The sequence below is a fragment of the Paenibacillus sp. J22P218 genome, from assembly GCF_056269195.1.
This window is the reverse complement of the sequence record NZ_JBWDNL010000006.1, coordinates 15,509-41,962: the sequence shown is the minus strand read 5'-3', so window position 1 is coordinate 41,962 and position 26,454 is coordinate 15,509. Positions and strand designations below refer to the sequence as shown.

The window sequence follows — 26,454 nt, the reverse complement described above, 5'->3', positions numbered from 1 at the left end:
TCATGGTTTTTTTCATTTGTCTAGCCTTGCTTGGAAACCCAGTTTTGAACGACGTTTGGCACACCGTCTAGCGCCGTTGGGTAACGGTAGGTGAAGCCAAGCTCCTTCAGCTTGCGATTCGTAAAGTAGGTGTGAGCTGTTGCATATTCAGTCAGAACCGGCCCTAATATGATCTTGCATAACCATCGTGGAATGGAGCGAACTTTGCCTGAGAGCTGCAGTTCCTTCTCGATCAGCTTCATGAACGCATTCGAGGTCATGGGCTCGTTGTCGCAGAGGATGTATCGATCGCCTATCTTGCCGTGCTCGCACAAGAACAAGCAAGCGCGGGCGGTATCTTCGACATGGATAGGCGAGAAATACGGTTCGTAGCCCTTCAAGGAATATACGGGTTTCTTATTGTAAATCGGTTCGATGAACAGCTGGGGCATCCAGGAATCGGGTCCGTAGATTTGGGCGGGAAAAGCGGTCGTTATAGGCATCCCTTTCTGAATATAGCGATCCAATACGTTAACGGAATTCGCGATGTAAGGGCCCCAGCCTTTCGGCTCGCTAGTAAAGTCGGCATCTCTTGGACGCTCGGCGCCGGTATCTCCGTAATAGCTTGTTCCTGCTATGTATACGATATTTTTGATTGTATGTACATCGATGTGGTCAAGGAGGCGAAGCGTCATGTCGTAGTGGCCTTTGGCGAATTGTTCTGCGATTTTGGTGGTTACCTTCTTCCCCCAGGTTGGAGGCGAGGCTAGATGAATGACATACTCGCATTCGGCGAGCTTCTGCTGCCATGGACCGTCTTCCATCAAATCGCCTACGACGGCTTCGAGGCCTCGAGCTCTTAGCGCATCTGCCTTCTGCGAGGAGCGGGTCAATACGACAGCTTGAAGCTTTGTGTCGATAATTTCTTGGACCAGTGCGGTACCGACATAGCCGGTACCGCCGGTGATGAATATTTTGGACATCACAATACCTCTTTCGGACGAGTGGGATATGGGAAATCATTTTTATGAATACGCTGTTATTATATCATTTCATTTATATTAATGGGTATTTCTGGTTGGATTAAATCGTTGATTGCCTCATCTAGTCGTGACTTTTATTGGATGCTATAATCGGTTTACGTAAGAAGGGGGAATAGTGTGAAAGTATCATTAAAAAGCCAATCAACGAAGATTTTATTAGTAATCATCCTATTGCTTACTTGCACGATAGGGGTAACCTATTACCAAATGATGGAGATGAAACGAACGATTCATGTGGTAAAGTCGAACTGGATGCCGAGTATTGAACAAATATCGCATTTGAATAGTTCGTTCATGCATGTCAGGGTGGTTCTTGTGAAAATTCTCCTTGCGGACAATGAGGCGGAAATTCAAAAATATATTGATGTCTATAACGATACGAAAACGAGTTTTGAGAACAGCTTCGACGATTATGAGGCCTTCCTCATATCTGACGAGGAACGAAACATGTATTTGGAAATGAAAAAGATTTCGATTGAATATTTCCTGAACGGTCAGTTTCTGATAGATACCGTGCTGATGGGAGATCATTCAACGGGTATTGATATGTTGGAAACAATGACGCCTATCGGCCAACGCGGCGAAGTGGTGTGGGAAAAGTGGATCAAATTCAATCTTGAAGGAACGCAGAGAGATGTAGACCGTTCGGCCGTTCAGCAAAAATGGGCTCAGAGGATGGGTTTGATATTCGGTGCGATGGCTATCCTAATCGGCATTGCTTTGGCGAAGCAAACGAGCGCGGTACGCCGTAAGGGTGAGCAGAAGCTTAGTCTGGAGAAGGCGAAGGCGCGAACTTATCTGGATTTGGTCGATATTATGATCGTTGTACTCGATCGTGAAGGGCGAATCGAGTTGTTAAACCGGAAGGGCAGTCAACTGACCGGCTATGAGGATCTTGAGGTTATCGGTCGGAAGTGGATTGATACCTGCGTTCCCGAAAGATTCTTCGAAGAGCGCACGGAAATTTTACGAGAAATCGTGGAGGATAGACCGCGCAAGGAATACTACGAGGCGCTTATAGTGACAAAGAGCGGCTCTGAGCGGCTTATCGGTTGGACGTTTAATGTTGTTCGTAACGAAGATGGCCTCGTAAGCAGCGTTATATTGGCGGGCAACGATATTACCGAGCGGAAAAATGCGGAGCAGGCGCTGCTCGACTATAAGCAAAGCTTGGAGCATCTCGTTGAGGATCGCACGCGGGAGCTAGAGAACAAGAATACGATGCTGGAGGAAGCGACGCGAATAGCTGAATCGGCAAATCGGGCGAAGAGCGAGTTTCTGGCGAATATGAGTCATGAGATTCGAACGCCAATGAACGCGATTATCGGATTCAACTATTTGATGCAGAAGACAAGCCTAACAGAGCAACAGAAAGATTATGTGGATAAGACGGTGCTATCCGCGAAAAATTTGCTTACCATCATTAGCGATATATTGGATTTCTCGAAAATCGAAGCGAAAAAAATCGTGCTAGAGCGAATCGACTTCGACCTGTACGAAATTATGAGCAATATTTCCAATACGATCGGCTTATCGGTATATGAAAAGGGGTTAAAGCTTCATTTCACGATCCATCATGAAGTGCCGCAAATGCTCACCGGAGATCCGTTCCGACTCAATCAGGTGCTGCTCAATCTAGTGAACAACGCGCTTAAGTTCACCGAGCAAGGGGAGATCGTGTTCGGGATAGAGGTCGTATCGACCGACGAGAACGGAGTTGTGCTTCGATTCACGGTCAGCGATACGGGAATCGGCATGACGGAAGAACAGCAGCAACTGCTGTTCCGCGAATTCACGCAGGCTGATATGTCTACGACTCGCAAATACGGTGGCACGGGGCTTGGTCTTGTTATTAGCAAAAGCTTGGTAGAATTGATGAATGGTGAAATTGGGGTTGAAAGTGAGTTCGGCAAAGGAAGCTGCTTCTCGTTCACGGCACAATTCGGCAAAGGCTCCTTCGATTCGCTGAGTGGTAACGAGCCTGTGGCGCCGCACCTGAAGTTTCTGCGCGTGCTGCTCGTATGCGATGATCTCGAGATGAGACTTATTTTGACGAGCCAGCTTGAGCAATTCCAATTCATCGTCAGCGCAGCAGAATCTGCCGCGGACGCCGAAGCGATCATTCGCAGCAGCGGCCGATATGACTTGGTTATCGTCGACTGGAAGCTGAAGGATGAAGCTGCGGCGCATTTTGCAGAGAAAATTAAGCTTGAATATGGAACGCCAATCCAGGTTATTGTCCTTATTAGCGCGTACCATGAATCTCAGCTGCAGGTAGATTCGAATTCGTCATCGGTGAAGAAGGTGCTGTATTACCCGATCAGCCAGTCCCAGCTGTATAACGAAATCGTCGAGCTGTTCCAAAGGCAGATGATTGGGAAACATGCCGTCGATTCCAGATTCAACGAGACAGAAAAGTTTACGAATCTGCGAAATGCGCGAGTGCTGCTTGTCGAGGACAATGAGATTAATCAACAGGTGGCGCAGGCGATGCTGCAGGAGCTTGGCGTTCTAGTCGATGTTGCAGAGAATGGCTACGAAGCGTTGCAACGAACGAGCGTAAAGCGATATGATGCAATATTAATGGACTTGCAGATGCCGATAATGGATGGCTTCGAAACGGCGAGCAAGTTCAGAGCGCGCGATCAGCATACGCCGATTATTGCGATTACGGCTGATGCGATGCAGGGTGTCAAGGAGCAGGTGCTTGCAGCTGGAATGAATGCCTATATTTCCAAGCCGTTCGAGCCCGTACAATTGTTCAGCGTTCTGCAGAGAACGCTTCAGAGTCATAACGGAGAAGTACGCGAAGGGCACTTACAGGCTGCTGCCGCTTCCAGCGTGAACGAGTCGGGAGCTGAGAACGGCTTGAACGTGGAAGCTGCCGTGAAGCGTCTTGCCAACAATAAGCAGCTTTATAAGCAAATATTGAACATGTTCGTCACAGATCATGCTAATGCGATGGTCGAGATCCGTGAGGCTCTGCGGGTTGGCGACGTCCAAAAAGCAATCTTCTGCGTCCACACCTTGAAGGGGGTAGCCTCTAACATCGGTGCGGTTGCTTTGAGTGAAACGAGCGCAGAGCTGCAATATGTTTTGCAGAATAAGTCGGATATGCAGTGGGACGAGCTTCTCCTGCTTATGGAAGAGCAAGTTGAGACGGTGAAGCAGGAGATCGAACGATTCATTCGAAACAATCCGATATAAATAGCGATAAAACAGAAACAACCGACGAGTGATGGAGCTCGTCGGTTGTTTCTGCTTATATAACGTTCTCTAGGTCGGCAATGGCGACAGTATTATCCGGTTTCTTAAACCGTTTAGCTGCGTAATAGACGAGTCCAAGAGCGAGCCAGCTTGACCCAAGCAGCAGTGAAGCGGAATCTAGCAGTGTGATGAGATAGAAGACAAATGCCGCGCCGATTAGCGGAAACAGCAGCCGAAGAACGATGTCTCTTGCTCCCCTTTGCTTGCCTCTGACGATGTAATGGAAGATGACGGACAAGTTAACGAACAGGAATGCGGTTAAAGCGCCGAAGCTGACGAATTTGATCGCAATTTCCAGGCTAATGACTAAAGAGCCGAGCGTAATGATGCTGACAAGTATGATGTTGAATACAGGTGTGCGGTATTTCGGATGAACGGAGCCGAAGCTGCCTTTCGGAAGCAAAGACGTTCTGCCCATAACGAAGAGTAAGCGGGATACGGTCGTCATCGAAGACATGCCTTGAGAGAGAATGGAGAAGATGATGACGAAAGTAAAGATAGCTGCGAGCGCGCTGCCGCCTATTGCCCCCATAAGCTCGAAGCCAGCCGCGTCTACATTGCTGAACGAGAAGTTCGGGTACATTTGTTGAATCAGGTAGGCGGTTGCGAAATACATGATGCCGGCGGCTATGACGATGATCATTATAGCGCGCGGTATCGTTTTCTTAGGGTCCTTCGTCTCCTCGGCCATCGTCGTAATGGAATCGAATCCGAGGAAGGAGAAGCATACGAGAGAGGCGCCGGCAAGCAAGGTGGAGAGGGAAACGCCATTGTTTGCCGGAAGCGGATTGAAGCCAGCGGAAATGCCGTTCTTCATCGCTTGATAGACGAGCAACGCGCAGAAGCCGGCGATGAACACCGCTTGAAGAGCTACGAACACTTTATTGACATTGGCCGACGTCTTAATGCCGATGATGTTGATAACCATCACGACGAAGGTCAGTAGAATGATCCAAATGAAGGTGGGTACGGAAGGGAATTGTGCGTTTAGATTAATGCCGAACATGAGTGCCGCGATAATACAGGAGAATAAATAATCGAGCAAGATGGCCCACCCGACGACAAATCCCAAGAAAGGACTCATCGACTTCGCTACGTACGTGTACGCCGAACCGGATACGGGGAATGCCTTCGCCATTTGGCCGTAACTGGCAGCGGTGAACAGGATAGCGATGAACGCAAGCACGTATGCGCCTAGCAGCATGCCTCCCGAGCCTTCATGCAGGACACCGAAGCTGGTGAAGAAAATCATCGGCGACATCCAGGCTAGTCCCATTGTGACCACGTGGGATAAAGATAAGTTCCGTTTTAACTCTGCGGGTTGTTGCATCGGTTTCATCCTCCTTTAACTACAAGCCAATCCATGCTTTTTTGTTTGCGTCATGTTTCCTCACATTGTTGCAGGTAATTTTCAAAAAAACAAGAGGCTAATTTCCGAACATTCCGATGCAGATATTCCGAAAAGTACGTTAAAATCCATATGTATCAACGGTTTGAGCACCATTTTGAGAGGAGTAAAAATATTTTTTTTCAAAAAGCGATTGCCACGCCGAAAAACACATGTTAGAATACATAACATAAGATTTGAAATTGCATATGGAAAGTTTTCTAGGGTTCCGAATCGCTTCTGCGATTGCCTGGTCCGAGAGAAGACGCATCGATCTTCAGTATCGATGTACACGGCGGGAAAAAAGCCCGGGAGAATGAATCAAAAGAGTTTCTTTTGATATTCTCCTGGGCTTTTTTCCTTTTTTTCATCCAACGATAGGGGGAAATAACATGACAGCAATCTTTACGGCAAATATTGAGGCGGGCGGCAAATGGTCCGCTTATGTAAGCAAGGGCAAGTCCATTTCAATAACGGCAGCGGGTGATAGGGCGAATCTAGCTTGTCTACTGTTCCATGCGCAGCATCCATCCGAACGATATAACATGCCAGATACACTAAAGGCGCAACACACGGCGCTATTGACTGCAGGCCATGTGCTCATGAGCGACCAAGGGAAGGTGCTTGCTTCGATAACGGAAGACACGGTCGGCTGGCATGATACTTTGTCCGGCTATACGACACGAGAGAGCATAGATGCAAAGTACGGTGTGACGAGTTACCAAAGCGAGAGAAACGATTGGCTGCGGAACGCCGAGCAAAACTTGAAGGTGGAGCTGTTCCGGCATAACCTGACGGCTAGAGATTTCACAACGCCGATTAATTTCTTCTCGAAGATCGTTTGCGAGCTGGACGGCACGATGAGATACGAAGAGCAAGCGACAGCCGGGCGATCAGTGACGCTAAGAACAGAGATGGATCTGCTCGTCGTGTTGTCCAATACGCCGAATCCGATGGACCCTGGCAGCCAGTATCCGGATACAGCGGTGGAGCTAGTCATCACGGATGCGGAGCCGATTGGCGAAAATGATCTTTGCTTGAATCACTGCGGAGAGAACAGACGCGCTTTCGAAAATACTTGGAACGCTTACGCGTTGATGAGAGGGGTTAACTAATATGAGCACAAGCATAAGCGCGAGCAATCACTTAATTGGCAGCGGGCTGAACCCGGTTCATGCCATATATGAGACGACAATTCCTGCAGGCGAAGGCTGGATGTACGATCTCCTTGAAGGTCAAGTGCTCCGTATCGTCGATGTGGAAGGCAACCAAGCAGTCGATACGCTGTTTTATTCGACGGAAGATCCGGCTGACCGCTATAGCGCGATCCGTACCGTGACGAAGCAGCAAAATCTGTACCTGACCACAGGCTCGGTGCTCGTTGCTGAATCGGGTCGCGAGCTGCTTAAGATAACGGCTGATACATGCGGGCGGCATGACACGATCGGGGGGGCTTGCTCGGCGCAAAGCAACACCGTTCGTTACTCGCACGAGACACTTCCCATGCACAACTGCCGCGATACGTTCATGCTCATGCTGTCGGGACGAAGTGAATATACGAAACAGGATCTTGCGCCGAACGTGAACTTCTTCATGAACGTGCCCGTAACGCCGGAAGGCAAGCTGACTTTCGCTGACGGCGTGTCCGGTCCAGGAAGATATGTCGAGCTTACAGCGCTCGCACCGGTAACTGTATTGATCAGCAACTGCCCGCAGCTCAATAACCCATGCAACGCCTACAATCCAACACCGGCACAAGTCATCATATGGGATGCAGAAGGAGGCGAAGGCCATGTTTAAGAAAGTACTCATTGCCAATCGCGGAGCTATCGCCGTTCGGATTATCCGCACGCTGCGGAGTCTTGGTATCGAATCCGTAGCCGTGTACACGACAGCTGATCGCGACAGCTTGCATGTCGAGCAAGCGGATGAGGCGGTATTGATCGGTGAAGGACCTGCGAAGGAAAGCTACGTGAATGCCGAGCTTATCTTGAAGACGGCGCTGGCGACCGGAGCGGACGCGATTCATCCCGGTTATGGTTTTTTGAGCGAAAACGCGTCGTTCGCCAGAGCTTGCGCGGAACGAGGCATTACATTCATCGGCCCTGCGCCTGAGCATATTGAGCTGTTCGGACTTAAGCATACGGCCCGTTCCATTGCTCAGAAAGCCGGCGTACCGATGCTGCCAGGCACGGAGCTCATTTCTACCCTTGAGGAGGCAGTAGAGAGTGCGGCGGTTATCGGCTACCCAGTCATGCTGAAAAGTACGGCGGGCGGCGGCGGTATCGGCATGCGGATATGCGGCGATGAGACGTCGCTGCGTGAAGCATTCGACTCGGTTACGCGCCTAGCGCTTGCTAACTTTAATGACGGCGGCGTGTTTCTAGAGAAATATATAGCCCGCGCTCGTCACGTCGAGGTGCAAATCTTCGGGAATGGGTTTGGCGAGGCGGTTGCGCTTGGCGAACGGGATTGCTCGGTACAACGCCGCAACCAGAAGATAATAGAAGAGACGCCTGCGCCGCTGCTTCCGGCTGCGATTCGCAGCGATATGCAAGCAAGCGCGCAGCAGCTTGCGCTGGCTGCCGGGTATCGCAGTGCCGGCACCGTCGAATATTTGTATGATCCGGAGGAGGAGCGGTATTACTTCCTCGAAGTGAATACCCGCTTGCAGGTTGAGCATGGCGTAACCGAGGAAGTGTTCGGCGTCGATCTTGTGGAGTGGATGGTGAAGGAAGCGGCAGGCAATCTTACGAATCTATCGGGGTTTATCGATCAGCCCAAAGGACATAGCTTGCAGGTTCGGCTCTACGCAGAGGATTGTATGCGTGACTTCCGTCCGAGCGACGGGATGATCGATCAAGTGATTTGGCCGCAAGGTGCGCGTATAGAGACGTGGGTTCAGAAAGGTGTTAACGTAACGACGCTGTACGATCCGATGCTTGCGAAAATTATCGTTCACGCCGAAACGCGTGAGGGCGCAATCAACAGCATGCTGGCAGCGCTAAAGGAATTGCGCGTATACGGACTAACGACGAACCAGTCGTATATCGAAGCTTTCCTGGATACAGCTCCATTCCGGGATGGGCATGTATATACGAATATGCTGCGAGCATTCAGCCCAAGCGAGCATGCGATCGAGGTGCTCGACGGCGGCGTGCAGACGACGGTGCAGGATTATCCAGGCCGCGTCGGCTACTGGGACATCGGCGTTCCGCCGTCCGGTCCGATGGATCGGCTCTCATTCCGCATCGGCAATCGTCTGCTAGGCAACGAAGAGCAGGCGGCAGGTCTTGAAATGACTCTTCGCGGCGGCTCCTATCAGTTCCGCAACGCGATGACATTCTGTCTGACAGGCGCGGATATGGGAGCAACTCTGAACGATGCTGCTGTTCCGTTGTATACGCCGGTGAAGGCGGAAGCGGGATCGATCCTTACGTTAGGCGAAGCGGCGGCGGGCATGCGATCGTACTTGCTCGTTGCAGGCGGCTTCGATATGGCGATGACGCTTGGCAGCGCGGCAACGTTCACGCTTGGCGGCTTTGGCGGCCATTCCGGCAATGCGGTTCGTCCGGGTGCCGTACTTAGAGTGCGCCAAGGGGCAGCAGCTAAGCCGCTTCCGGCACTCGCTGCAAGCTCGCGCCCAACGCTTGGCAAGGAATGGACGATCGGCGTTATACCGGGTCCGCATTGCACCGAAGAATATTTGCTTCCTGCTTACTTGGAGCAATTAACGGAGACGGCATGGGAGGTCCACTTCAACAGCTCAAGAACGGGCGTCCGCTTAATCGGACCCGCGCCGCTGTGGGCTCGCGAAGACGGCGGCGACGCCGGACTTCATCCGTCGAACATTCATGATAATGCCTACGCGGTAGGAGCACTCGACTTAACTGGCGATATGCCGATATTGCTAGGACCAGACGGTCCAAGTCTTGGCGGCTTCGTCTGTCCGGTAACGACTGCATCCGCAGAGCTGTGGAAGATCGGCCAGCTGCACCCAGGCGATACGGTTCGATTCGTGCTTATTACGGTCGAGGAAGCCGAGCAGCTTCGCTTCGAGCAAGAACAATATTTGAATGAGCTTGCCAGCAGCCCCGCATTGCCGGCTGTACCGGCGCAGTCAAGCGGCGACTATATGCCGCTTATCGCCTATGAAGAGGAAGGACGCCGTTTCCCGGTAGCTGTTCGCTGCTCCGGCGACGAGAATTTGCTTATCGAATATGGCGACCGTGAATTGGATCTGTTGTATCGCTTCCAAGTGTATGTTCTGATGCAAGCCATAAAGGACAGCGGAGCAATTCCGTTCGTTGAGCTGACGCCAGGTATTCGTTCGTTGCAAATTCACCTCGATCCATCCCGCATGACGGTGAAGGAAGCGGCAGCCATCGTATTGCAGCTTGATCTTAGCCTGCCGGCACTGGATTCGATCGAAGTCCCTTCACGCATCGTGAAGCTGCCGTTATCTTGGGACGATCCGGCGACGCAGCTTGCGATTGAGCGATATCAGCAAAATGTCCGTCCCGACGCGCCTTGGTGTCCGAGCAACCTCGAATTCATCCGCCGGATGAACGGTCTTGGCTCGCTTGAGGAAGTGGCTGAGGTTGTATTCAACGCCTCGTATCTTGTCATGGGTCTCGGCGATGTTTACTTAGGCGCGCCGGTTGCCGTTCCGCTTGATCCGCGTCATCGTCTCGTAACAACGAAGTATAATCCTGCCCGCACATGGACGCCTGAAAATGCGGTCGGCATCGGAGGCGCATACTTATGCGTCTACGGGATGGAAGGTCCTGGCGGCTATCAGTTCGTCGGACGTACAGTGCAAATGTGGAATAAACATCGCTCGACGGCCAACTTCGAGCAAGGTAAGCCGTGGCTGCTCCGTTTCTTCGATCAAATTCAGTTCTATCCGGTATCGAAGGAGGAGCTGCTGCAGATGAGGGAAGATTTCCCGCGCGGGGAGTTCGTCGTCCAAGTGGAGGAATCGACGTTCAAGCTTGGCGATTATCTCGCTTGGCTGGATACGATTCAAGAAGGCTCGACGGAGTTCCGTCATAAGCAACAATCCGCTTTCCAACAGGAGCGTGCTTATTGGAAGGAACTCGGAATCGCCGAGCATGTATCCGAGCCGGATACTGCCGCTTCGAGCGAGCGAGAAGCTTTGCCTGAGGGCAGCAAGGGCATTAATTGCTTAATGTCCGGCAGCGTATGGAAAGTGATTGTGGAGCCGGGTCAGACGGTACGCAAAGGCGACGTTATATTAATAGAAGAAAGTATGAAAATGGAGTTCCCGCAATGTGCGCCTTCGGACGGCGTCATCGCATCGATTTTCGTGAAATCGGGTGACCAAGTACGCGCAGGCGATTGCATTGCCGCAATCTATCCGCAAGAGGAGGCTGTTCTCGTATGACGATAGAAGCGGTTCCATTTGAACTAACGATAGACGCGCTGCAGCAAGGCTATATACGGAACTACTTTACGCCGGAGGAAGTTATCGGAGCGATTATCCGGCGCTGCGAAAGAGACAAAGCGATGAATATTTGGATTACGCCGCCATCGATGGAGCTTATTGCGCCATATATCGAGAAGCTGGGGCAGCTCGATCCGTCGACAAGTCCGCTATGGGGAGTGCCGTTCGCGGTGAAGGACAACATCGACGCAGCAGGCTGGCCGACTACGGCAGCTTGCAAGGCGTATGCCAATACGCCGGTTGAGCATGCAGCTGTGGTGGAGCGGCTGATCGCCGCGGGAGCGATCCCGGTAGGGAAAGCGAACCTCGACCAGTTCGCGACCGGGCTCGTCGGGACGCGAAGTCCATACGGCGACACGCATAATGCGCTGCGGCCGGAGCTGATCAGCGGCGGCTCGAGCTCCGGCTCGGCCGTATCGGTAGCGCGCGGGCAGGCCGCCTTCGCGCTCGGCACGGACACGGCCGGCTCGGGACGCGTGCCGGCAGCGCTTAACAGGCTTGTCGGCTACAAGCCTGCAGTAGGGGCATGGCCGACACACGGTGTCGTGCCGGCATGCCGAAGCATCGATTGCGTGACCGTGTTCACACGCAATCTCGCTGACGCGGAGGCGGTAGACGCCGCCGTCCGCGGCAAGCTTGCGAGCGATCCGTATTCCGCGGATCGCCCGCTTACGCGCTCGGCGCAGCCGAAGACATGGCTGCTGCCGCAAGAGCCGCTTGCTTTCTACGGGCCATACGCTGCTGAGTACGAGCAGGCGTGGCAGCGTGCCAAGCAAGCGATCATGCAATCGGGCGTCGCCGTGCAGCAAGTCGACGTATCGCTGCTGCAAGAGGCGGCCGCGCTGCTCTATGAAGGGCCTCTCGTTGCAGAGCGATGGTCCGATCTGAGCGAATTCGTAGAAGGTCATCCGGGCGAGACGTTGCCGGTGACCGAGAAGATCCTTCGTTCCGGCGCGAAGCAAGGCTTCGATGCAGCTTCCTTATTCCGCGCTCAGCACCGCTTGCAAGAAATCAAGGCGCTTACGCGTCAGCAGCTTCGGGAGGCCGTGCTTGTTCTGCCGACTTGCGGAGGCACATGGACGCGTGAACAGGTGAACGCCGATCCAATCGCCACGAATAGCCAAATGGGCTTGTACACCAATCATTGCAATCTGCTTGATCTAAGCGCTATTGCCATACCGGCAGGCGATGCTGCGCAGCAGCTGCCTTTTGGCATCACCTTGTTCAGCTTGCCGGAGGAAGAAGCTAACCTGACGGCGGCGGCAGCGCGATTCATGCATCAGCAAGAACGGATCACGGTAGCCGTATGCGGACTTCATATGCGCGGTTTCGCGCTTGAACCGCAAATGACCGGGCTCGGCGCCATATTCATGAAGGAGGCGGCAACAGCCGCGAAGTATGAGCTCTACAAGCTGCCGACTATACCGGTTAAACCGGGACTCGTACGCGTGGAGGAAGGCAGCGGCGGCGCGTCGATAGCGGTTGAGCTATGGTCGATGTCACCGGCTTCGTTCGGCCTATTCACTGCCGCGATCCCATCCCCGCTTGGCATCGGCAAAGTTGAACTGAGCGACGGCTCAGTCGTATCGGGTTTCCTATGCGAAGCATATGCAGCACAAGCGGCAGGGGCAGTGAACGTCACGGCGGCAGGCGGCTGGCGGGCGGCAATGTCGGATAAGGTGTATCAAATGTAACTGCATAAGAACGCAGCTTCATGAAAGAAGAGCCGACAGAGTCGACAACGACTCCGAAGGCTCTTCTTTCTGTTTCAATAAAAAGGAAAATGATATAATAGGAAGCAGATTAAGGTTATCCACTTTTATTTGAAGAAGGGGGCGTAACGGAACTTGTGAAAACAAGAGTCGCTATAGTTACAGCAGTAATCTTCTTGGTCGTTGCCTTTTTATTCGGTATTCAATTCATAACGACACCAGAACAGGAATCGTTAGCGCATGAGCAAGTAGCCATCGAGCAACTGGACCCGCAATTTCAAAGCGCGATCAAGCAGCTAGCAGAACCAAATGTCTATTTCATTGAAAAAGATTCTTCTATTATATTGTTCTCCAACTTAAGCAAGTCCGGCATGTATACGTATCCGCTCGCCGATATTAAGCTATCGGGCGAGAAGCTCATCGTTTCTATTACTTCTCACAGCAATCCCGACGAACATACGAGTAAAGAAGGCTTATTCGTGAAGCTTGCGCTTGAGCAATTGCCGGATGACATCGAAGTAACCTTTTTGGATCAACAAGTATCTGATTATGAGGTCATTAAGCTTTAAAGCTGAAGTCTTAAGCCGAACAGGAGATGAAGCGCTTGCGCACTCAAGCGGTTGTGTTTGATTTATTCGAAACGTTGATTACCGAGTTTGATAACGGCAAGCGGACATCGAAACGCAGTTATAATTATACGGAGCTTCTAGGGATCTCTAACGAGCAGTTTAAGAAAGAGTGGGGCGGCAGGCAGCTTAAAAGAATGACGGGCGAGCTCCCTCATTACCATTCGGTAATAGAAGATATGATGAAGCCATACGAGCTGGAATACGACAAAAAAGTCGTTGATGATTTGTATGAGGAACGGGTCAAGGAGAAGAAGATCCCATTTGAATATATTCGTCCTGATATTGTGGAGGTATTGGAGCAGCTGGGGGCTAACGGCATCAAGCTTGGACTGATCAGCAACTGTACGGAAGAGGAGATCCGCTACTGGCGTTCGAGCGAATTGGCCGCTTACTTCGACGACGTTATTTTCTCCTACGAGGTTGGATTAGCGAAGCCGGATGAAAGAATCTATCAGTTAAGCTGCGAGCGGCTTGAAGTAAAGCCGGAACATACGATTTTCGTCGGCGATGGCGGGTCGAGCGAACTGGAAGGCGCGAGCAAGGCGGGCATGAAGCCGCTTCATGCTTATTGGTTCAACACTTATATTAAGAGCGAGTATGAGAAGCTGCATACGCCGAAAGAATTGTTAACGATGCTGTGATTTTTACGAGCGTACTGGTATTCCATTTCGGAGAGGAGGAAACAGGAATGGAAGAAAGCGCGGTGCTGCATGAGTTGATGACGCGCAAAAGATCGGGAACGCCTATTGTCGTCATGATGTGCGGGGTAGCGGGTTCGGGCAAAACGACCTTTGCTCAGAAGCTTGAGTCCGAAGGGTTCGTTCGTCTATCGATCGACGAAGATATTTGGGCTACGAAGGGACGGTACGGAATCGATTATCCGATTGACAGCTATGAGCAGCTTAAGGCGGAATCGGAACAAAAGCTACGCAATCTTATGGTCTCTTTAATAGAAGGAAAGCAATGTGTCGTCGTGGACTTCAGCTTCTGGCAGAGACAGCGGAGGAACGAGTATAAGCGATCGATTGAGGCTGCCGGCGGCGAGTGGGAGCTTGTCTATTTGAAGGTTTCACCTGATGAATTGCGTAATCGGCTGCGTATCAGAAGCGAGCGGTTCGATGCCAACGCGGCTTTCACCATTACCGAGCAAATCTTAACTTCGTTCTTGAACGGCTTCGAGACCCCTTCCGGCGAAGGGGAAATCGTAATCGAGCCGAAGGAAGCTTAGGACACAAGTGTTAGGGAGCATTGCTCTCGATATTGCGCTGCAAAGATTCGTATGGCATAACCGCCATCATACGGCTCAGATCGAGATTGCGGCGAAGCAAGGAGCAAGGTTGTAACGACCAGCTGACTTAGGACATGGTAAGTCAACGCGGCTTCACCTTATCGAAGAACCCGTATTTTTCGAGCAGCTTGTAATAGAGGTACACGAGTATTAGAGCCACCGCATAGGAGACGAATGTCCAGCCTATATTCCAGCCGTTGCCGTACTCCGCTTTGCCAAGCGTTAAAGCGATGAATTCGAGCACCGTATTGAACAGACTGATGCAAGCAATCTTGAGCCAAGGCCGGCGTTTACTTCTGACGATCCAATTGATCATGAAGGATGCCATGACCGGATAAAGTCCAAGGTCCAATGGAAGCGCGGAAAGTGTCTCATCGTTATCAATCTTCGGGGTGAAATCCCAAAAGCCGAGATGATAACCGACGTCGTTGATTAAAGCGGATACGGTTGCGGCAACTGGAACTATCAAATAAATGACGATGGGCGCTTTTCTATGTAACATTATTCCGAATATCCAGGGAATTACAAATCCGACAACAATATTAATCCACATGGCTACCCCTTATTTGTTCGTTTTAAGGAAGTATTTCCTTGGATCTAAGATTCGATTCAAATCGCCCCTGTGCCTTACCGGTACAGAGGCGATTTTTGCTATCGGTGTACGACCGTTATCTCGTCATATCGCTTAGTCCAGGGCTATGCTCACTTGGCATATCGGGCATCTGTGGAACCGGAAACCCTGGTGGCGGATCAACGACAGATAATAGTCCGTTATTACGACTTGGACTCTCGCCTTGGAAGATTTCGCCAATGCGCGTCGGATCCAACCGGAAATTAAATTGCATGTTGTGATAGCCCATATCAACATATTTGCGACACTCCGGGTATTTGTTAATATCGTAATTCGGGACAGGGAACAGAGAGCCCCAGTTAACACCGAGCGTTTCAAGCGCTTTGGCAAAAGCGTTCTGATGCGCATTGTCTCTGACAATAAGGAAGCCGAGCGTCTCACGGAACGTTTTGTTTGAGCTCATTTCATATATTCTTGTTTTTTGCAATACGCCTGTTGATTCGAGGACAACATTGTTCAACATATCGCTAATTAAATTGCCATGGCTGTACACCCAAGAGCCGTTCCAAGGATTGCCGCCCGCATCGACTGGCAGTGAGCTTTTGGCGCCCATTATAAAATGATGCGGATTGGCATGCTTGACCGCTTCGTCGATCGGGGCATCATCGGTTCCTGCGTTTCCTGGTGTCGAAAGACCGGCGCCGTTTAGCAGTTGATTGATCGTATTTTGTACCAATTCCACATGTGCGATTTCCTCAAGAAACACCCCTCTAAGCAAATCCCTGAACTGCTTTTCCTTGCCTCGAAAATTCGACGATTGGAAGAAATATTGCATCATTGTGCGCATCTCGCCAAATTGCCCGCCTAGCGTTTCTTGCAGCACTTTAGCCGCAGCCGGATCAGGCTGATCAGGTTCGATGATGTTGATTAGTTCTTCTTTGTAGTAGTACATATTGGTTAATCTCCTTCTAGTCCAAGATATTTTAATGTCTGCATCAAAGGATGGATTTATCCGATAGGATGGAGAATTATCTAACCGCCCTGAGGAAATAATAATGCGGTCTTCAACCAAATTAAGGAGAAAATGTGCATATGCGTACAACGATGGACGATCGCAATGAAATCATCAATGAAGCGAAATTGTCGATATTCGCCCTCGGTGGCGTTAATGAAATTGGTAAAAATATGTATGTAGTTCAATATGGGGACGATATCGTCGTCATAGACGGCGGTTCCAAGTTTCCCGACGAGAGCTTGCTGGGCATCGATCTCATTATTCCGGATATTACGTATTTGTTGCAAAACAAAGAAAAAGTGGTTGGGATGATCGTCACGCACGGACACGAGGATCATATCGGCGGCATTCCTTATTTGTTGAAGCAATTGAATATGCGTATCTACGGCACAGCACTTACGCTTGGTTTAATTAAAGGGAAGCTCAAAGAAAACGGTTTACTGGATCAAAGCGAGCTCATTTCAATAGACGGCAATTCGAGAATCGAGTTAGGTTCGATGAGCGCTACTTTTTTTCGGACGAACCACAGCATCCCCGATTGTCTCGGCATCGCTTTCGATACACCTGAAGGAACAGTTGTTCATACCGGAGACTTCAAGTTCGATCTGACTCCAGTTGGAGGTCAATATCCGGATATTCATAAAATGGCCGCTTTGGGCCAGAAGGGCGTGCTTGCGCTGCTATCAGAAAGCACGAATGCCGAACGGCCCGGCTTCACGCCATCGGAGCGAGTCGTCGGCAAGCATATTGAGGAAGCGATCATCTCGGCGACAAATCGTGTGTTCATCTCGACCTTCGCATCGAACGTCCATCGTCTTCAGCAGATTATTGATGCCGCTCAATTAACGAATCGCAAGATCGCACTGCTTGGTCGCAGCATGGTCAATGTCGTAGCGGTTGCAACGGAGCTTGGTCATTTGACCATTCCAGAAGGCATGCTCATTGATGCTGCTGCTATCTCTCAAGTGGATAGGGGAAGGATTGTTGTGCTTTGTACGGGGAGCCAAGGAGAGTCCATGGCAGCATTGGCTAGGCTGGCGAGCGCGAGCTACCGTGGGGCTGAAATATTGCCTGGCGACACGGTTATCCTAGCGTCATCACCGATACCAGGCAATGAACGGGCAGTGGCATCGGTTGTAGACAATTTGTTTCAGTTAGGAGCACATGTCATTTACGGATCAGGCGCTTCAACGGGTCTTCATGTGTCGGGTCATGCTAGTCAAGAGGAGCTCAAGCTGATGTTAACGTTAATGAAGCCGACCTATTTCATCCCGATTCATGGCGAATATAGAATGCTTCTTCAACACAAGAAGCTAGCAGAAGCCGTTGGCGTATTATCCGATAACATCTTCATTGTCGGTAACGGTGACGTCGTTGATATCGAGCAGCAGGTTGCTGTACAAACCCGCAAAGTGCCGGTAGGTAACATGTTGGTTGACGGGTTCGGCATTGGCGATGTTGGCCATATCGTGCTGCGCGACCGTAAGCATCTGGCCGAGGACGGGATTATCGTCATCGTCCTTACACTCAGCAAGTCAGACGGTTCGATTTTATCAGGGCCGGACATTATTTCACGAGGCTTCGTTTATATGCGGGAGTCTGAAGGCTTAATTGAAGCAGCGAGCAAGCTGGCTCTATCAGCTGTCGAGAATTTGCAAGAGGATGGCAAACCGGTCAAATGGACAATGATGAAGCAGAAGGTCAAGGAAGCCGTCGGCAAATTCGTTTATTCCCAAACGAAGAGAAGACCGATGATATTGCCTATCGTCATTGAAATATAATCACTTAATAACGCAGAAAAAAACGACTTGTATATAAGATTGGAATGGTGCACATCCCGAAATAAATCCTATACAAAGTCGTTTTTTTGAATTGCCTACTGTCCACTAGTTGTTGATCTTTCCCTGTTTGTCGCTGTAATCAGGCTTAATCGCCCATAATGCCAGTAATGCGCAAGCTAACCCCACACCGCCATACATATAGAACATGGAGGACTGATGCTTTAACAACAACGAGGCGACAAGAGGACCGGAAGCTACGCCGATAAATCTTGCGCTGCTATATAAGGAGCTTAATGTCCCTCTTTGTTCCTTTTCGATCCCTTCCGTTATCAAGGCATCCAAGCTTGGCAGCGTGATCCCGATTCCAATTCCTCCGATAAACAAGAGGGTTAGAAGGAGTATCTTCCCTGCTAAAGGAGCGAAGCCGCAGACGGTCATTGCTGCTGATAGTATCGTTGTTCCTGCTACGGTACACCATCTCATTGTTGATTTATTATCGCTTACCCACTTCCCTGTCAAATATGAAGCTAAGCAAATAGCTATTAATGGAATGGATAGCAGCAAGCCTTTCCATATTCCATTCAGATGATAGCGTTCTTCAAGGTGGGTTGACAGGAAATAAAGGAAACCGAACATCACGAACATAGCCATGCCGCCGATCGTAAATACGGCATACAGCCAGCGCCCTTCTCGGGCGATAATCGGCTTAATGGTTTGAAATAGTTTCTTAAGTGTTAATGAATTGGACTTACTGGACTTCGGAGTCTTAACAAAGATTAGGATTAATATGACGGATATCAACGAAATAATCGGGATAATGGCAAGTGGCAAATACCAGACGAGCAAAGCTAGCGCTGACCCTAGAATAGGGCTGAGCACTTTACCGAAGGTATTAGAGGTTTCAATCATGCCTAATCCCTTGCTGACTTCCTCTTCGTTCTTAAACATGTCACCTACTAGCGGAAGCACAATGGGGAAGGCTCCGGCGGCTCCGATTCCTTGTATAGTTCGCCCAATCAGAATCATTCCATATGCATGCTCCCCCATTAACCAAGCGGCTAAGCCTGAAACTAACCCCCCGATACAAGCGACGGATAATCCAATAAGAATGATCCGTTTACGGCCGAAACGATCGGAGAGATAGCCGGCTATGGGAATACATGGTATCGACACGACGGCATAGAGCGTAATGATTAAACTGGATTGAACGGATGAGATTTGAAGTTTCTTCTGCATCAAGGGGAGAACAGGAATCAACATGGAATTGGCAAGCGTCATTATTAATGGAATCGATGCTAGTGCAGCTAAGTCCCTTTTTTTGCCGTCCGGCATATGAGTCACCAATCGCTTTCTGAGTAGGGATGGCCAGCAAATACCGACTTATCATTTCTAAAGGATTACGATCTTAATCATTGGCTTTAATCCGACTATTTATGTGCGAGAAGTATTAATAAAACGAATATTTAACATCTGCGTAGTTTATGAATATTCGGCGCGTTCCTGACGGAAAATAATCGAGCTTGTACTCTAACTTGAAGAGGGGTAAGAAGATGAAGAAGTGGTTAACAGTCTTTAGCCTAGCAGCATGCTTGATGATTTTCTCCGCGGTTCCAGCCTTTGCCAACAACGCGACGCGGATGTATGATACGCCGGCTGACGATGTTCGTCATGGCGTCAACCAAGGAATTAACGCAACAAACCGCGCGCTTGGCACGGACATCAATCGTATCGATAACGGTAATACGGTGCGCACGAATAACTACAGAACGAATGCCGTTGATACCGACGATGGATTTGATTGGGGCTGGCTTGGTCTTCTCGGTTTGATAGGTCTTGCCGGAATGAGAAACCGCGGTCGCGAACGCGATCACGCTTAAAGTAAATTTATAGTCGTCATAGCCAAAGAACTCCACTCTGATGAGGGAGTTCTTTGGTTTTTTGCACGTTCACCAATCAATAAGATTTGGTTCGAAGCGATAACACGAAACATAACGCTAAAATGACGGAGGCTGCGAAATAGGGGAAATTGATGTTTAGATCGAATAACACGCCTGCGACGATCGGACCGGAAATGTTGCCTAAGCTCGTAAAAGCGGAGTTTAAGCCTGCTACATAACCTTGCTGACCGAGTGCCATCTTGGACATCTGCGTGCTAATTGCCGGGCGAAGGATATCCGTGGCCAAAAATACGATGAAGGTCACAACGACAACGAGCCAATATTTATGTACGAAGAGGGTCAGCAATACGAATACAGCCGCGATGATCAAACAAATCGAGATCACTTTTTTCTCGCCAAAATGGTCCAATATCCATCCAAAAATCGTTAATTGCACGACTGCGCCGGCAATTGAGCCAAATGTAATAATAAAGGCAATGTCCTTGGCAGTGAACTGGAACTTATGGTCGACGAACAAGCTGAATACCGTTTCATAATTAGCGAGTCCGAACGAGGTGACGAATACGAGGATCAAGCTCATAAAGTAGGGCTCTTTGTACGAGCGGAAAAGCTGACTCAGCAGCCGTTGTTTGGCGGGATTGGCCTGCTGAGCAGCTTCTGTACGGTTCTGCTTCGAATGAGCAGACTCCGGCAAGACAAGCGCTGTAATGAGGGCGGCGACAAGCCCGGCAACGGCAGCGGCATAGAACGGGACTCGCAGCCCGAATTCGGCCAGATAGCCGCCAATACCCGGACCGATAATGAACCCGGTTGTAATGGCTGCATTAATATAGCCCATGCCGGCTGCTCTTTCCTCATTGGATGTAACATCCGCCGTATAAGCCATAACGGCAGGCATAATAAGCGCTGCACCAACGCCTCCGAGCATTCTGGATACGAACAGAAACAGCGGCCCGTTCGAGATGCCGAACAGCCACTCGGAAATAGCAAATACGATCATGCCGGCAATAATTAGTTTTTTGCGACCGAGTGAATCCGACAGTCTTCCTGCCAGCGGCGAGAACAACAGTTGCGTTAAAGAAAAGGCGGCAACAAGCAAACCAACGATGCTGCCGCTAATATGCAGTTCGTTCATGTACGTCGGCATGATTGGAATGATAAGTCCAATACCGGTGAATACCAAGAAGATGTTAAGCATGAGCAAAAGGATGGTGGCTCTATTTCTAAGCAGTAATGACATGATGTAAGAACCTCCGAGTATTGATACTATAATTTGCTTTAATTACCTTGGATCTATACCCATTATAGCTTTCTTATAGCTTTCTTTGGACTACTCCGCTGCGAATTAATCGACTACGATGCGGAATACGACCGGATGAGTGCTCCGGACTGTTGTTGTCTTGATCGTGAGCGCTTCATCTGTCCGTTCCCAGACTGGCTTTTCCTCGAAGCCGAGTACCGTAATATCTTTAATCAGCGCCTGGAAATGATGCGAATGGTTCTTGAGCGACCGAATGTTCACGACTCCGTTCTCCGGATAGACCAGAATGGTCGCATAGAGACTGCTCCCCTTGACGGTGAAGCGGATATCCTCGCTAGTGAATGCTTTCCCTTTACCGTCGGTGAATTGGCCTTCCTCTACTTCGGTCGGGCCTTCGCCGAAGACCCGCCAATAGGTGGAGTCGTAGATTGCCTCACCATTCACATGAAGCCAACCGCCGATATCAAGCAGCACTTGGCGGTCTTCTTCCGAGATTGATCCGTCGGCTTTCGGTCCGACGTTAAGCAGCAGATTGCCGTTTTTGCTTACGATATCGACCAAGTCGCGAATGATTTCGACAGCCGGCTTATATTCATTATTAACGGAATGTGACCAAGAGTTTCTTGCGATGGCTGTATCCGTCTGCCAAAAGTACGGCTTCAGCTCAGCGAACTGTCCGCGCTCAACGTCAGGAACTGCCGTGCCAAGCATGAAGGCGTCGTGCTTGTAATTAATAGCTGCCGGATAGCCGAGCTCTGCCGCTCTGTTGTAGTAATACGCGGCGAACTTCTTTAAATAAGGCTTGAAGGCTGCGGTTTGGATCCACCAGTCGTAATAAAAGACGCGGGGCTTGTAATTGTCGACAAGCTCGCAGCAGCGAATGAGCCAATCCTCCAAGTACTGCTCGCTCGGCGGCGAACCTAATAGATCATGATGGTCGGGCTCGGGCATGGCCGGCCAGTAGAAGTCACCGATAGCAAGCGGCTCCTTAATATCGGAATCGAATGTCTTGCCGTGCGACATGAAGAACCAATGCTCCGCACGATGGGAAGAGGCGCAGAATACGAGTTCGTTACGCTCGAAGGACGTTTTCATCTCACCTAGCAGATCCCGCTTCGGACCCATGTCGTATGCGTTATATGTAGAGACGGCGCTGCGGTACATCTGGAAGCCGTCATGATGCTCCGCAACCGGCATGACGTACCTTGCTCCCGATTGCTTGAACAGCTGCGCCCACTCTTCGGCATTGAAATTAGCTGCAGTGAACATAGGAATGAAGTCTTTGTAGCCGAAATCCTTATGCTCGCCGTAAGCGGCGAGATGATGCTTATACTCGTCGGAGCCTTGAATATACATATTTCTTGAATACCATTCGCTGTAATGCGCTTGAATGGAATATAGCCCCCAATGAATGAAGTGTTGTTTACACCCATTTGTCATGCTCCTCCTTAACAACAATTTCATTCCTTTTCATTGTAGTATTAAGGCGAGCTGCGCCCTAGGTAGAACATTAACATTCTCTTGTACAAAACTAACTTCCGATTGGATAATAGATCAGTACGATCCTATCATATATCATTTTAGTTCGCTCTTCGATTTTGTATATTTTAGAGGATAGCTTTAACTATTCCCGAACAATACGATACACGTCAGGAGAGCGAAACGATGGATGCCTATTTATTCGTACATTTTAAGGAGAAGAAGACGCCGGACGGCGAGCAGGTTTATTTTGCGCTGAGCAAGGACGGATTCAACTGGGAGCAGGTGAATGACGGGTTGCCGGTCCTATGGAGCAAGCTGGGAGACGAAGGAGTCAGGGACCATACGATTGTACGGACTAGGTCAGGCAAGTTTTATATTTTAGCAACGGATCTTGGTCTTGCTAATGGCTTCGATACCAAATACAGAGGCAGCTGGGGGAACATAGGGAGAGAGGGGAGCAAATGTCTTGCGATGTGGGAATCGGACGATCTCGTGAACTGGTCTGAGCAGCGGATGATTCCTTTAGGCGATGAAGACTTCGGTTGTTTGTGGGCGCCGGATGTTATCTATGATCATCGGAATGAGGATTATGTCATTCATTGGTCCTCTGCCCACGCCTCCAACAACTACGGGCATAAAGCGATCTATTATACCCGAACGAAAGATTTTGAGAGTTTCACGGAGCCGAAGTTGCTATGCCGTAAGGACGGCAGCGGCATTATTGATTCCGCCATTTACGAGGAGAACGGCTTATTCTATCGTTTTCTTAAGAGCGAAGCGGATCCTGCCAGCATTATTTTGCAAAAAGGAAAAACGCTCACTGGCGAATATACGCGAATTGAAGCGTTCGACGCGGAGATGGCGAAGCTTGAGAGCACAGCGTATGAAGCGCCGACGGCTTTCAAGCTTGCCGATGGCAGATGGTGTTTATTGCTTGACTTCTACGGCGTACAGGGTGAAGGTCAAGGATATATTCCATTCATTGCCGATAACATCGATGGCGGAGTATTCATTCGTTCCGATGCAAGTTTCAATTTCCCGTACCGCTTCAAACACGGTACTGTTCTATCCATCACGTCGGAAGAATACGATCGCATTCGTAAAATCAAAGCTTAATCGCATTCATGCAGATACCGGCGATAGCGCCCAGAAGGACTACGAGCCAAGGCGGCAGTTTCCAATAAACCAATAACACGAATAAAACTGCCGCCAAAGCAAAGTCGACAGGCTCCATGATCGAGCTTGTCCATATCGGATGATAGAACGCTCCCAGTATCAGGCCGACAACACATGCATTTATTCCCATTAGGGCGCTCTGCACCTTCGCTATTCTCCTAAGCGAGTCCCAGAAGGGAAGAGTGCCTGCTATAAGCAGGAAAGCAGGAAGAAAAATGGCAATCGTCGCGATTATTGCGCCGAGCCAGCCGTTCAGCATAGCGCCTAGATAGGAAGCGAACGTGAACAAAGGTCCCGGAACAGCTTGCGCTGCGCCGTATCCGGTAAGGAACTGTTCTTTTCCTATCCCGAGGTCGCCTACAAGTTCTGTCTCCAGCAGCGGCAATACGACATGACCGCCGCCAAACACAAGAGAGCCCGCGCGATAGAAGCTGTCAAAGAGGGCTATCTCATTCATCGGTACTAGTATTCTTAGGATAGGCAACCCTACTAATAGCGCTGCAAATGCGATTAATAGAAAAGCTCCGCGTTTTCGGCTGACAGGCACGATCGTTTTAGGCAGCTCAGGCAATCGGTCAGTCTTGAACAGGAATACGCCGATTATGCCCGCTATGATGATCAGGCTTATTTGACTGAAAGCGGTTTGCCACACCAGGCTGACTGTCGAAGCCAGCACAGCAATCGTAATTCTAGTCTTGCCTTGTGTAAGCTTCTGGCCCATTCCTAGAATCGCTTGGGCAACGATTGCGACCGCCACGATCTTCAATCCGTGAACCCAACCAGCAGCTCCAATATCGGCATGGTGAATCAGCATGGCAAACAAAGTTAATGCAATCGCAGAGGGCAAAGTGAATCCAATGAAAGCGACAATCCCGCCAATGATGCCTGCTCTTAGGATGCCAATACCGATTCCGACCTGGCTGCTTGCCGGTCCCGGCAGAAATTGGCTTAAAGCAACTAAGTCCGCAAAGCTCCGCTCGTCCAGCCAGTTTCTGCGTTTTACGTACTCTTCATGGAAATAGCCCAAATGAGCAATCGGACCACCGAAAGCCGTTAATCCAAGCTTAGTAGAGACCATCAGAATTTCTAGCAGCGCCCTTAACAACCGTTACGACTCCTTCCATTTATCGCATTCTAACTATATTACCATTCAAGCGCATGGCTTTGTTTTAAGATATGATGTTATTTGTTCTCTCGCTTATCTGCCGATCTTCGATCGCGATATTGCTTGGGGGTCATATTAGCGTGTTTTCTAAACAGTTTACTGAAATGGGTTTGATCGTAATAATTGAGCTTCGAAGCAATCGTCGATAATGGCTCGTCGGTCAGCTCCAGCAGCCGCTTCGCCTCCTCCACTCTTTCCCTCTGAATGTATTGGCTAATGGTCATATTTGTTTCTTTGCGGAACAAATGCGACAAATAATTTCTGTTCAATTGAGTTAGCTCCGAAAGCTTTTGAAGCGGGATATCCTCGTACATGTGGTTGAAAATATATGCCTTGCAGGCCGCAATTGGCCGAGAAGAGCTGTTCATCTTACTGATGCTTACTCGCTCGGTAAAGTCGAGAAATGCATCCATTAAAGCTATGTCAACCGCTCGCGCATCCCTTAGCTCCTCGATATGCTGGATATGCAGATCGCTTAACGTATAAGCGAGTTCGGCTTGCAATCCTCCATCCATCGCCGCGCGAGTCGCAAGGGTAATGCCGCTTATGGCCAAGTTTTTGATATTCCGCAACTGGCTTCGCTTGGAGAGCACGCCTGCTCCTTCAAAGGGAAGGGTAATCATCATGTTAAGAAGAGCAGCTTTGTCTCCGTTGCTGATCGTTCTTAGCATCCTTGTCTCATGATCCCGATCCGAATGGAATAAGGACAGCTCCCGGCGATTGGAGAGCGTTAGCTCGGCGCTGTCTTCATATAGAAATCGCTGCTCCTGACTGAAGTTGTACTCCAGCACATCGGTGATGTCTAATGCCTCGCCGTTCACAAGTAAATAAGACAACATGCTAATATGGAACAATCGCGAACGGTTCACGACAGGCAGACTACGCAAATATTGAAGCCACATCGCTTGCTGCTTATAGGGAACATCATTGTCGTTAAGGATATTGCTGATAACCATTTCAGACAATGCCTGAGTGGTGACGGGACCGATTATGATCGTACCGATGCACTCCTGGCTCCGATGAATGGGGAGCAATATGTACTGATCCCAATACGGAGTCGTATGCACAATGGGGAGAGTGAAATCTTGAGCGTTCGGTTGGAGTGAGTAAATAAGCGCAAGCTGCTCACGGTAAAGCGGACGGGTCTGGTCATTGCAGCTGGAGGCGTCGACGTATTCGAAATCGCCGCTTTTGCAATAAACCGGCAGTTGGATGCTTTCATGGATAAGCTTGCACAAGTAAGAAAGATCCTTAAGGGTGTCTGTAGCAAGCATTCGAAATCACCACCTTACAATCATCCTATTTTTCTAATAAATATACCATAAAAGGAAAG

The 26,454-nt window shown here is 49.9% G+C and carries 20 protein-coding genes and 1 riboswitch; of the genes, 11 read left to right on the top strand and 9 right to left on the bottom strand.

The features are described from left to right. Window positions 1-20 precede the first annotated feature (20 nt). Window positions 21-962, bottom strand: a complete 942-nt coding sequence (locus tag AC0YN0_RS23810; RefSeq protein ID WP_475823516.1) for an NAD-dependent epimerase/dehydratase family protein — start codon at window positions 960-962, stop codon at window positions 21-23. Window positions 963-1,139: 177 nt separating this feature from the next. On the opposite strand from AC0YN0_RS23810, the gene AC0YN0_RS23805 reads away from it, so the two are divergent. After that, a complete protein-coding gene (locus tag AC0YN0_RS23805; protein WP_475823515.1) occupies window positions 1,140-4,229 on the top strand; it encodes a response regulator in 3,090 nt (1,029 codons plus the stop codon). Between the two features lie 55 nt (window positions 4,230-4,284). Here the strand turns inward: AC0YN0_RS23805 and AC0YN0_RS23800 are convergent, their stop codons facing one another. Continuing rightward, window positions 4,285-5,619 carry an APC family permease gene (locus AC0YN0_RS23800; protein WP_475823514.1) on the bottom strand — a complete coding sequence of 445 codons (1,335 nt, stop codon included), beginning with the start codon at window positions 5,617-5,619 and terminating at the stop codon, window positions 4,285-4,287. A gap of 267 nt (window positions 5,620-5,886) precedes the next feature. Continuing rightward, a riboswitch (guanidine-I (ykkC/yxkD leader) is annotated at window positions 5,887-5,993 on the top strand. Window positions 5,994-6,068: 75 nt separating this feature from the next. Here AC0YN0_RS23800 and AC0YN0_RS23795 point away from each other — a divergent pair. The 7 genes from AC0YN0_RS23795 to AC0YN0_RS23765 all read left to right on the top strand — a co-directional run bounded on the left by AC0YN0_RS23795 (window position 6,069) and on the right by AC0YN0_RS23765 (window position 14,712). Then, a complete protein-coding gene (locus AC0YN0_RS23795) occupies window positions 6,069-6,791 on the top strand; it encodes an urea amidolyase associated protein UAAP1 (protein WP_475823513.1) in 723 nt (240 codons plus the stop codon). Window position 6,792: 1 nt separating this feature from the next. Next, entirely contained in the window at window positions 6,793-7,476 is a 684-nt protein-coding gene (locus AC0YN0_RS23790) for an urea amidolyase associated protein UAAP2 (RefSeq protein ID WP_475823512.1), read from the top strand. Beyond that, a complete protein-coding gene (gene uca / locus AC0YN0_RS23785; protein WP_475823511.1) occupies window positions 7,469-11,083 on the top strand; it encodes an urea carboxylase in 3,615 nt (1,204 codons plus the stop codon). Before AC0YN0_RS23790 ends, uca begins: the two co-directional genes overlap by 8 nt. After that, window positions 11,080-12,837, top strand: a complete 1,758-nt coding sequence (gene atzF / locus AC0YN0_RS23780) for an allophanate hydrolase (protein WP_475823510.1) — start codon at window positions 11,080-11,082, stop codon at window positions 12,835-12,837. The genes uca and atzF overlap by 4 nt, the downstream gene beginning before the upstream one ends. A gap of 155 nt (window positions 12,838-12,992) precedes the next feature. Then, window positions 12,993-13,424 (top strand): hypothetical protein, encoded by a 432-nt coding sequence (locus tag AC0YN0_RS23775; RefSeq protein WP_475823509.1) that lies wholly within the window; start codon window positions 12,993-12,995, stop codon window positions 13,422-13,424. A gap of 26 nt (window positions 13,425-13,450) precedes the next feature. Next, window positions 13,451-14,125, top strand: a complete 675-nt coding sequence (locus AC0YN0_RS23770; RefSeq protein ID WP_475823508.1) for an HAD family hydrolase — start codon at window positions 13,451-13,453, stop codon at window positions 14,123-14,125. Window positions 14,126-14,172: 47 nt separating this feature from the next. Further along, window positions 14,173-14,712, top strand: a complete 540-nt coding sequence (locus tag AC0YN0_RS23765) for a P-loop nucleotide/nucleoside kinase family protein (RefSeq protein WP_475823507.1) — start codon at window positions 14,173-14,175, stop codon at window positions 14,710-14,712. A gap of 142 nt (window positions 14,713-14,854) precedes the next feature. Here AC0YN0_RS23765 and AC0YN0_RS23760 read toward each other — a convergent pair whose 3' ends face one another. Both AC0YN0_RS23760 and AC0YN0_RS23755 read right to left on the bottom strand, forming a co-directional pair. Beyond that, window positions 14,855-15,274 (bottom strand): CBO0543 family protein, encoded by a 420-nt coding sequence (locus tag AC0YN0_RS23760; protein WP_475823506.1) that lies wholly within the window; start codon window positions 15,272-15,274, stop codon window positions 14,855-14,857. A 166-nt stretch (window positions 15,275-15,440) separates the two neighbouring features. After that, entirely contained in the window at window positions 15,441-16,295 is an 855-nt protein-coding gene (locus AC0YN0_RS23755; protein ID WP_475823505.1) for a manganese catalase family protein, read from the bottom strand. A 140-nt stretch (window positions 16,296-16,435) separates the two neighbouring features. On the opposite strand from AC0YN0_RS23755, the gene AC0YN0_RS23750 reads away from it, so the two are divergent. Further along, complete coding sequence (locus AC0YN0_RS23750) at window positions 16,436-18,139, top strand: ribonuclease J (protein ID WP_475823504.1); 1,704 nt, start codon at window positions 16,436-16,438, stop codon at window positions 18,137-18,139. Between the two features lie 105 nt (window positions 18,140-18,244). Here AC0YN0_RS23750 and AC0YN0_RS23745 read toward each other — a convergent pair whose 3' ends face one another. Further along, window positions 18,245-19,471, bottom strand: coding sequence for an MFS transporter (locus tag AC0YN0_RS23745; protein WP_475823843.1), 1,227 nt, complete (start codon window positions 19,469-19,471; stop codon window positions 18,245-18,247). A 218-nt stretch (window positions 19,472-19,689) separates the two neighbouring features. Between AC0YN0_RS23745 and AC0YN0_RS23740 the strand changes: the two genes are divergently transcribed. After that, window positions 19,690-20,016 (top strand): WGxxGxxG family protein, encoded by a 327-nt coding sequence (locus tag AC0YN0_RS23740; RefSeq protein WP_475823503.1) that lies wholly within the window; start codon window positions 19,690-19,692, stop codon window positions 20,014-20,016. A 76-nt stretch (window positions 20,017-20,092) separates the two neighbouring features. On the opposite strand, the gene AC0YN0_RS23735 is transcribed toward AC0YN0_RS23740, so the two are convergent. Together AC0YN0_RS23735 and AC0YN0_RS23730 are read right to left on the bottom strand one after the other, a co-directional pair. Continuing rightward, a complete protein-coding gene (locus AC0YN0_RS23735; protein WP_475823502.1) occupies window positions 20,093-21,277 on the bottom strand; it encodes an MFS transporter in 1,185 nt (394 codons plus the stop codon). 105 nt (window positions 21,278-21,382) lie between these two features. Next, on the bottom strand, window positions 21,383-22,738 hold the full coding sequence (locus tag AC0YN0_RS23730; RefSeq protein ID WP_475823501.1) for an alpha-L-fucosidase: 1,356 nt from the start codon (window positions 22,736-22,738) through the stop codon (window positions 21,383-21,385). A gap of 225 nt (window positions 22,739-22,963) precedes the next feature. Here AC0YN0_RS23730 and AC0YN0_RS23725 point away from each other — a divergent pair, with 225 nt between their 5' ends. Continuing rightward, on the top strand, window positions 22,964-23,896 hold the full coding sequence (locus AC0YN0_RS23725; protein WP_475823500.1) for a glycoside hydrolase family 43 protein: 933 nt from the start codon (window positions 22,964-22,966) through the stop codon (window positions 23,894-23,896). Here the strand turns inward: AC0YN0_RS23725 and AC0YN0_RS23720 are convergent. Then, on the bottom strand, window positions 23,886-25,034 hold the full coding sequence (locus tag AC0YN0_RS23720) for a chromate transporter (protein ID WP_475823842.1): 1,149 nt from the start codon (window positions 25,032-25,034) through the stop codon (window positions 23,886-23,888). The two genes, AC0YN0_RS23725 and AC0YN0_RS23720, sit on opposite strands and share 11 nt — an antisense overlap. Before the next feature lie 104 nt (window positions 25,035-25,138). After that, window positions 25,139-26,395, bottom strand: coding sequence for a helix-turn-helix domain-containing protein (locus AC0YN0_RS23715; protein WP_475823499.1), 1,257 nt, complete (start codon window positions 26,393-26,395; stop codon window positions 25,139-25,141). Window positions 26,396-26,454 lie beyond the last annotated feature (59 nt).

Excerpts from the sequence above, each read along its gene's own strand:
- AC0YN0_RS23810 (WP_475823516.1), bottom strand. The coding sequence starts at position 962 with ATGTCCAAAATATTCATCACCGGCGGTACCGGCTATGTCGGTACCGCA.
- AC0YN0_RS23800 (WP_475823514.1), bottom strand. The coding sequence starts at position 5,619 with ATGCAACAACCCGCAGAGTTAAAACGGAACTTATCTTTATCCCACGTG.
- AC0YN0_RS23795 (WP_475823513.1), top strand. The coding sequence starts at position 6,069 with ATGACAGCAATCTTTACGGCAAATATTGAGGCGGGCGGCAAATGGTCC.
- AC0YN0_RS23790 (WP_475823512.1), top strand. The coding sequence starts at position 6,793 with ATGAGCACAAGCATAAGCGCGAGCAATCACTTAATTGGCAGCGGGCTG.
- uca (WP_475823511.1), top strand. The coding sequence starts at position 7,469 with ATGTTTAAGAAAGTACTCATTGCCAATCGCGGAGCTATCGCCGTTCGG.
- atzF (WP_475823510.1), top strand. The coding sequence starts at position 11,080 with ATGACGATAGAAGCGGTTCCATTTGAACTAACGATAGACGCGCTGCAG.
- AC0YN0_RS23770 (WP_475823508.1), top strand. The coding sequence starts at position 13,451 with ATGAAGCGCTTGCGCACTCAAGCGGTTGTGTTTGATTTATTCGAAACG.
- AC0YN0_RS23765 (WP_475823507.1), top strand. The coding sequence starts at position 14,173 with ATGGAAGAAAGCGCGGTGCTGCATGAGTTGATGACGCGCAAAAGATCG.
- AC0YN0_RS23760 (WP_475823506.1), bottom strand. The coding sequence starts at position 15,274 with ATGTTACATAGAAAAGCGCCCATCGTCATTTATTTGATAGTTCCAGTT.
- AC0YN0_RS23755 (WP_475823505.1), bottom strand. The coding sequence starts at position 16,295 with ATGTACTACTACAAAGAAGAACTAATCAACATCATCGAACCTGATCAG.
- AC0YN0_RS23750 (WP_475823504.1), top strand. The coding sequence starts at position 16,436 with ATGCGTACAACGATGGACGATCGCAATGAAATCATCAATGAAGCGAAA.
- AC0YN0_RS23745 (WP_475823843.1), bottom strand. The coding sequence starts at position 19,471 with ATGCCGGACGGCAAAAAAAGGGACTTAGCTGCACTAGCATCGATTCCA.
- AC0YN0_RS23740 (WP_475823503.1), top strand. The coding sequence starts at position 19,690 with ATGAAGAAGTGGTTAACAGTCTTTAGCCTAGCAGCATGCTTGATGATT.
- AC0YN0_RS23735 (WP_475823502.1), bottom strand. The coding sequence starts at position 21,277 with ATGTCATTACTGCTTAGAAATAGAGCCACCATCCTTTTGCTCATGCTT.
- AC0YN0_RS23730 (WP_475823501.1), bottom strand. The coding sequence starts at position 22,738 with ATGACAAATGGGTGTAAACAACACTTCATTCATTGGGGGCTATATTCC.
- AC0YN0_RS23725 (WP_475823500.1), top strand. The coding sequence starts at position 22,964 with ATGGATGCCTATTTATTCGTACATTTTAAGGAGAAGAAGACGCCGGAC.
- AC0YN0_RS23720 (WP_475823842.1), bottom strand. The coding sequence starts at position 25,034 with ATGGTCTCTACTAAGCTTGGATTAACGGCTTTCGGTGGTCCGATTGCT.
- AC0YN0_RS23715 (WP_475823499.1), bottom strand. The coding sequence starts at position 26,395 with ATGCTTGCTACAGACACCCTTAAGGATCTTTCTTACTTGTGCAAGCTT.